The sequence below is a fragment of the Nostoc sp. genome, from assembly GCF_036917755.1.
In the GTDB taxonomy this organism is placed as follows: Bacteria; Cyanobacteriota; Cyanobacteriia; order Cyanobacteriales; family Nostocaceae; genus Nostoc.
Map to the genome: position 1 here is coordinate 1 of NZ_JBALFC010000085.1, position 6,910 is coordinate 6,910.

The 6,910-nt window shown below is 42.9% G+C and carries 2 protein-coding genes and 1 pseudogene; 1 reads left to right on the plus strand and 2 read right to left on the minus strand.

Features of this window, described 5'->3' with window-relative positions; all coding sequences use genetic code 11:
• Both V7L05_RS18155 and V7L05_RS18160 read right to left on the minus strand, forming a co-directional pair.
• Nucleotides 1-1,655 (minus strand): annotated as a pseudogene (locus tag V7L05_RS18155) (hypothetical protein); the annotation flags it as partial.
• Between the two features lie 756 nt (nt 1,656-2,411).
• The gene (locus V7L05_RS18160; protein WP_335166027.1) at nt 2,412-2,567 is read right to left on the minus strand and encodes a hypothetical protein; all 156 of its coding nucleotides are present in this window, start codon (nt 2,565-2,567) and stop codon (nt 2,412-2,414) included.
• 714 nt (nt 2,568-3,281) lie between these two features.
• Here V7L05_RS18160 and V7L05_RS18165 point away from each other — a divergent pair.
• Nucleotides 3,282-6,910, plus strand: a 3,629-nt coding sequence (locus tag V7L05_RS18165) for an nSTAND1 domain-containing NTPase (RefSeq protein ID WP_335166029.1), incomplete at its 3' end; no start/stop codon positions are given.

The window sequence follows — 6,910 nt, forward strand, 5'->3', positions numbered from 1 at the left end:
CCAGCAACTAAACTGTAGGTGAAAGTATTGCCTGTATCTGGGTCGGTGCTGCTGAATGTGCCGATGACAGTGCTGGCGGCGACATTTTCGTTGACATCAGTTTTATCTAATGCTAAACCTGTGGGTGCTTCATTGACATCGTTGATGGTGATGATTAATGGCTTCTCAAAAGTCAATTCACCATTATCTTGAGTCTGAACCCGGATGTTGTAACTAGGTTTATTTTCAAAGTCTGGGGAAGCATTGATTTGTAGTTTATCGTCCTTAATGGTGAAGGCACTATTATCAGTATCACCAGCGCCAGCAACTAAACTGTAGGTGAAAGTATTGCCTGTATCTGGGTCGGTGCTGCTGAATGTGCCGATGACAGTGCTGGCGGCGACATTTTCGTTGACTGTGGTGTCGCTAAGGCTCAGGTCGGTCGGTGCGTTGTGGTAGTCAAAGGCAGCAGAGTTAAGGTCTAACCCAGTGGTATTTTGAAAGATTGCAATGAGTTCATCGGTTTCGCTATCGCGTTTAATGCTGAGGTATGTGTCGCCATTGCTCTCTTCTAAGCGGTACTTATCAGACGAACCGAGAAGTTGAACTTTATCTTTATCTTCTTTGGCATCGAACCCGACAATCAGGGCGTAGTCCTTATCTCCGGTAGTGGTGGTGTTGCCATCGTCATAGTAAATACTGGTATTGCTGGCCAGAATGTAGATATCTGGGCCGATACCTCCCATCAGGGTGTCGATCTCTCCCTTTCCATTATTACTGTTACCAGCCACCCCATCTAGGATATCGGCTCCAGCACCACCAATCAGAAGGTCATTTCCTGCTCCACCAGTTAGGGTGTCATCCCCGGCACCGCCATCGATAGTGTAGTTACCCGAAGCCGTAGGTAAAATGGTAACGCTATCGTTGCCATCCCCTGTATCAATGGTGTTAATGACGCTGCTTGTAGATGCCCTGACGATATCTGCACCAGAACCAGTTGTAATAATTTGGTTGCCCGCAGTAGAGGTTGCGTCCACTACAACTGCACTTGTGCTGGTACTGGTTATGGTTTGTGCGCCTTCAGCAGATGTGGCATTCACTACGACAAGATTTTCACCATTACCACTACCGTCACCAATCGTCTGCACCCCCGCTCCGGTGGTAGTTGCAAAAACTGAGTTAAGACCTACACCTTTTATATTCAGTGCCCCGGCGTCAGAGTTTGCTGTCACCGTGGTAGTATTTGAACCCGTTACAATCGTCTGTGCACCGACTCTGGATATTGTTTTGAGGGTTGCTATACCGGTGAATGTGGTCATGGCGATGTTAATCGCACCGGCCCCAGATGTTGCTGTTGTTAGGTTTACGCCTAATGCAAATGCCGTTCCAAAATTAGTACCTGTAGTAATGGTTTGTGCACCATCACCTGTCGTATTGATTTCAATATTCTCGATATTGCTTAGATTAGTCCAGAGATCATCAGGCGGTGTGATAGCACCGGCCAGAAGATGGTCAATATGCAGCGTATCTGTATCTATACCTGATCCACCATTGAGGGAATCGCCAGAACTAAAAGTATCCGTTACCGCACCATCATCATAAGTCCCATTAAATGTGTCATTGTCTGTGGTGCCACCAATTGTATCGTTGCTGGTAGTTAAAGTGTAAGTAGTCATAGTTATTTCTCCAATTCAGTAATGTCAATACCTTTGCCAAAATAAGAGCCTAGAAAAATTTTGGTAAAACTGGCAAAATTACTCATAAATAAGCGTTTCGCTTAAAAGGTAGTTTGTCATCTCAAACCCTTATACTGCGGTCAATACGTTAAAAAAACCTTGTGGGAAACCTTATGGGAAACCTTAAAGAACTTATTGTTTTTGTCAAACCTCAGAGAACAGCGAGTTAATAGTGAAAGCGTCATTAAGTTAACCTTGTAAATTTACGAAGGTATTGTAAACCGTAAATATACGTAATTCTTAACTTAAGTAAGTCTTAGAGGATGTTTATTCTGAGCGGCTTCAGTAATACCTGAACATCAGTCAAAACTGGAGTTTAGACTAAGCCATGCAAAAAGACCCAGCAGGGCTGAGTTAATAAGAGACTTAGCAAAAGTATGAATAATCTTAGGTATTAAACAGCAACAGACGGTTCTTTACGTGGTCGTGCTACGTTTTTTTTTAACAATGGGGCATCGGTTTTTACGGTGACGCTTTTTTCCTGGCTCCCAACCAGGGGACTTTCCGCGAGGTTTGGGTGCTCTTGTTGGAGTACCAATGGTCGCGAAAACTCCACCCATAGCTTGAGCAACTCAACGAGCGAGTCAAATTACCCAGAGACTTATGCCAAGGTAGAGGATTGTCAGTTACGATATCACGGGCTAACCACAATTCCCAAGTCATCAGAGGCATGAGGTCACTCCATCTTTCACAATGCTATTGGAGTACTGAACTGTGGCACTGTCCAATGTAGACGAAGATTAAAAAGCGATACCAATGGTCAATGGTAAAGCGACGCAAGTAAAGACACCAAACTTCCTCTAGTGGTGGCATTTCTTCTCCTACCCAAGCTAACCACAAAGGTTTAGACACTCGTTCATTGCCTTGCGCGTAGGAGAGAAACGAGCGACGCTCGTTTCTCTCCTACCATTTCCATGATTATCATTATTGTATTATTTTCTCAGCAAGCATACTACACAATAATTGTTCAAGGTCGCGGATGCTTTGAGGCTGACAAGATAATATTTTTAACCTCTAATTCCATTTGGTTTGCGTTCTCTTATATCGCTTTTAGTCTAAACTCCAGGTTGCAATTATTAATTGAAATGGTATCTGTCGCGCCGGGAGCGGTCTAAGTCGTGACGGGAGCGGTATCTGTCGCGCCGGGAGCGGTATTTCTCGTGATGGGAGCGGTATCTGTCGTGACGGGAGTGGTATTTCTCGTGATGGGAGCGGTATCTGTCGCGCCGGGAGCGGTATTTCTCGTGATGGGAGCGGTATCTGTCGCGCCGGGAGCGGTATTTCTCGTGACGGGAGCGGTCTAACTCGTGACGGGAGCGGTATCTGTCGTGACGCCTCCTGCACCCTAGTTGCATAATGTAACCATACAAACAGCTAGTATAAACGCGATGTGCAACTTATTCTTAAAACCCCTCTCCAAACCTCTCCCCGTTGGTGTCAGCCTGTCGTCAGATAAGGGTCGAGAGGCTTTGATTCTTGCTCCCCAACGCTAGTAGGGAAGGGGTTGGGGGTTAGGTTTGAGAGAAAGTTACACACGGCGTTAGTATAAGGTAAATTATTTATGTTATGAGTAATCAGCAAGAGCCAGAAAATTTAGCCCCTGACAATGAGCGGTCATTGCAAACTCTGGTGCGAGCAATTACCCTTTCTCAGGGAGAATTTTCACTGATTTTGTTGCGTTGTAACTATGCTGATTTACGTCAGCGCATGGTAGAACGCCTGCGCCAATTATCTCCTGTACAAATCCGCGAAATTACCTTACCGGCATCGGTCAAAACGCTTTACACAAAAATACGCGAACAACTCTTAGATGAACAGCCACCAGCATTAATGGTTTTTGGTTTGGAGTCGGTTAAAGATATTGATACAGTTCTGACTTCAGCTAACCAAGTGCGGGAGGAGTTTAGAAAAAACTTTCCCTTTCCGATATTGTTGTGGCTTAATGACCAAGTTCTGCAAAAATTTATTCGATTAGCAACTGATTTAGAGAATTGGGCAACTATCATTGAGTTTGAAAACCCTACCGATGAGTTAGTCAACTTCCTTCAGGAAAAAACTGATGAAATCTTTGCTGGTGATGTAACGCCTAATTCCCAAATATGCCGGGAACTAGAAACCGCTCGTCAAGATTTGCACAGTCGTCAAGAAGTATTTGAACCAGCACTTCAGGCAAGTTTAGAATTTGTGCTTGGTTTCAATGATTATCTACATGACCAGATAGATGCTGCTTTAGCACATTATCAACAGAGTTTGAGTTTTTGGCAACAAATTAACTATTTAGAACGACAAGGTATATTACTCGTTAATATTGCTTTAGCATACGAGCGGCAAGCTGAAAAAAATCAAGTAGATAATATCAAGTATTGGCAAGAGGCTAGGAATTATCTTCAGCAAGCTATTGAGATTTTTGAGCAAGCACAACGTTCAGATTTAGTTGCGAAACATATTACTAAACTGGGTGAAGTGCTGCGACATTTACAAGCATGGTCAGAGTTACAAAGCCTTGTGGATAAATCTCTGCCGCTACATCAAAATTATGGCACGCCGTTGCAGTTGGCTAAAGATTATGGTTTTTTGGCAGAAGTAGCCTTGGAGCAGTCACGCTGGGAAGAAGCTAATCAACTCGCAAGGCAAACATTGCAAATATTAGCTGATATACCTAATCTCCAATCAAATGAATTTGGATTGTATCGGTTTATTTTAGCCAAATCGGAACAGGGTTTAGGTCAAGTTCAAGCAGCAATTAGCAATTTAGAAACTGCAAAAGTTGAAAGTAATCATCAGTATAACCCACAATTATATATATCTATATTAGAGAGGTTGCGATCGCTCTATTTTGAACAAGGTGAATATCTCAAAGCTTTTCAGATTAAGCAGGAGCAATTACAAATTGAACAGCAGTATGGTTTCCGCGCTTTTGTTGGTGCATCTTATCTCAACCCGCAGCGACAAGCAATTAATTCTGCACAGTTGCAAGTAGAAAATCCTGAAACCATTGCTCAAGAAATTGCCGCTTCTGGTCGCGGACAAGATGTTAAGCGGTTGCGAGAAAGAATTGGCGGGACTGAGCATAAATTGACTGTAATTCATGGTCAGTCAGGAGTGGGGAAAAGTTCAATTTTGCAAGGTGGGTTAATCCCGGCGTTGCAACAGGAAGCAATTGGTGAGCGAGATGCTTTACCGATTTTGTTGCGAGTTTATACAGATTGGGTGGGAATGTTGGGGCGGTGTTTGGCTAAGGCTTTTGAGGAAGCTAGAGGTAGTCCATTATCTGTTAATCTGGATTCCTCATCAGCTATTTTAGAACAATTGCGGAAAAATGCTGATAGAAATTTGTTGACGGTTTTAATGTTTGACCAGTTTGAGGAGTTTTTCTTCGTTTATCCAGACCAAAGTGAACGACGAGCATTTTATGAGTTTTTGCGAGTTTGTCTAGATATTCCTTTTGTCAAGATAATTCTGTCTTTGCGGGAAGATTATTTACATTATTTATTAGAATTAGACCGTCTGTTTAATTTGACTGCAATTAATAATAATATTCTCGATAAAAATATTCGCTATTATTTGGGTAACTTTTCGCCAGCCCATGCTAAAGCTGTGGTGGAGAGTTTAACAGAACGCTCTCACTTTTATTTAGAGCCTGCACTGATTGAAAAACTAGTGGAGGATTTAGCAGGCGAATTGGGGGAGGTACGCCCAATTGAGTTACAAATTGTGGGGACGCAATTGCAAACTGAGAAAATTACAACTTTAGATAAGTATCTTACGTTTGGCACTAAAGAAAAACTGGTTGAGCGATTTTTAGAAGAAGTAATTCAAGACTGTGGCGCGGAGAATGAACAGGTTGCTCGACTGGTTTTATATTTACTCACAGATGAAAATGGTACTCGTCCCCTGAAGACTCGTGCTGAGTTAGCAGCAGATTTGCCAGCAGAAGCCGATAAACTAGATTTGGTCTTAGAGATTTTTGTGGCATCAAGGTTAGTATTGCTGTTACCAGAATCGCCGGCTGACCGTTATCAACTGGTGCATGATTACCTTGTGTCGTTCATTCGCCAACAACAGGGCAATGAAATATTAGCAGAATTAGCAAAAGAGCGAGAACAACGCTTGCAAGCAGAAGAGAAGCTGAAGCTTGAACAAGATGCAAGGCAGATATTAGTTGATGCTCAACAAGAAGCCAAGCGACAAATTCGCCAAGGGCGGATGCAGTTGATGGTGAGTTCTGGTTTGGCGGTATGTCTATTATTATTCGCAGGTATATCATCTTTATATGCATTGAGTCAAATTAAAGTGGCTAAAGATGCTGATGGTAAAAAGCAACGGGCAGAAAATACAGTTAAAACGGCTCAAGCTGAATTGCAAGCTACGCAAAAAACACAGGTAGAATTAAAGAAGAAAGCCCAAGAATTAGAAACTAAAAAGAAAGATGCAGAGCAAAAGTTTCAAGCAGCGCAGAAGAATCAGCAAGCCGCAGATGCGAAATTTAAGGCAGCACAAGCAGATTTAGGGAATGTAAAGCAGCAAGCAGCAGAATTACAAGATAAAAATTCTCACGCAGAGGAAAAAATTAAAACAGCTAACGAACAAGTCAAAACTGCTGAAGAGAAAGCACAACAGGCAAATAGACAACAAGAGGAAGCAAAATCTAAAACTAAACAGGCTCAAACTATTTTGAATCAAGCACAAGCAGCCCTGACAAAAGCATATAGAGATACACGCGCAGCAGAGACAGCACAAAAAGAAGCACAAAAGGGAACGGAATTAGAACGGGCAGGAGTTAATGCCTTAAAACAGTTTGAATATGCTGAGTTAGAATCATTGGTATCAGCAGTGCAGAGTGGGAAAGAGTTAAAATCTTTGGTAAAAGACGGTCGCCCTCTAGAAAAATATCCAGCTATCAGCCCTATTTTTGCTTTGGATAGTATTCTCAATAAAATTAAAGAACGTAACCAGTTCCAAAGGCATCAAAGCAGTGTCTTAAGTGTGAGTTTCAGTCCGGACGGCAAAACCATCGCCACGGCATCAGATGACAACACAGCGAGGTTATGGACGCTCAACGGGCAACTGCTACAAGAATTCAAAGGGCATCAAGGCATTGTCTCAAGTGTGAGTTTCAGCCCGGACGGCAAAACCATCGCCACGGCATCAGATGACGGTACAGCGCGGTTGTGGACGCTCAACGGGCAACTGCT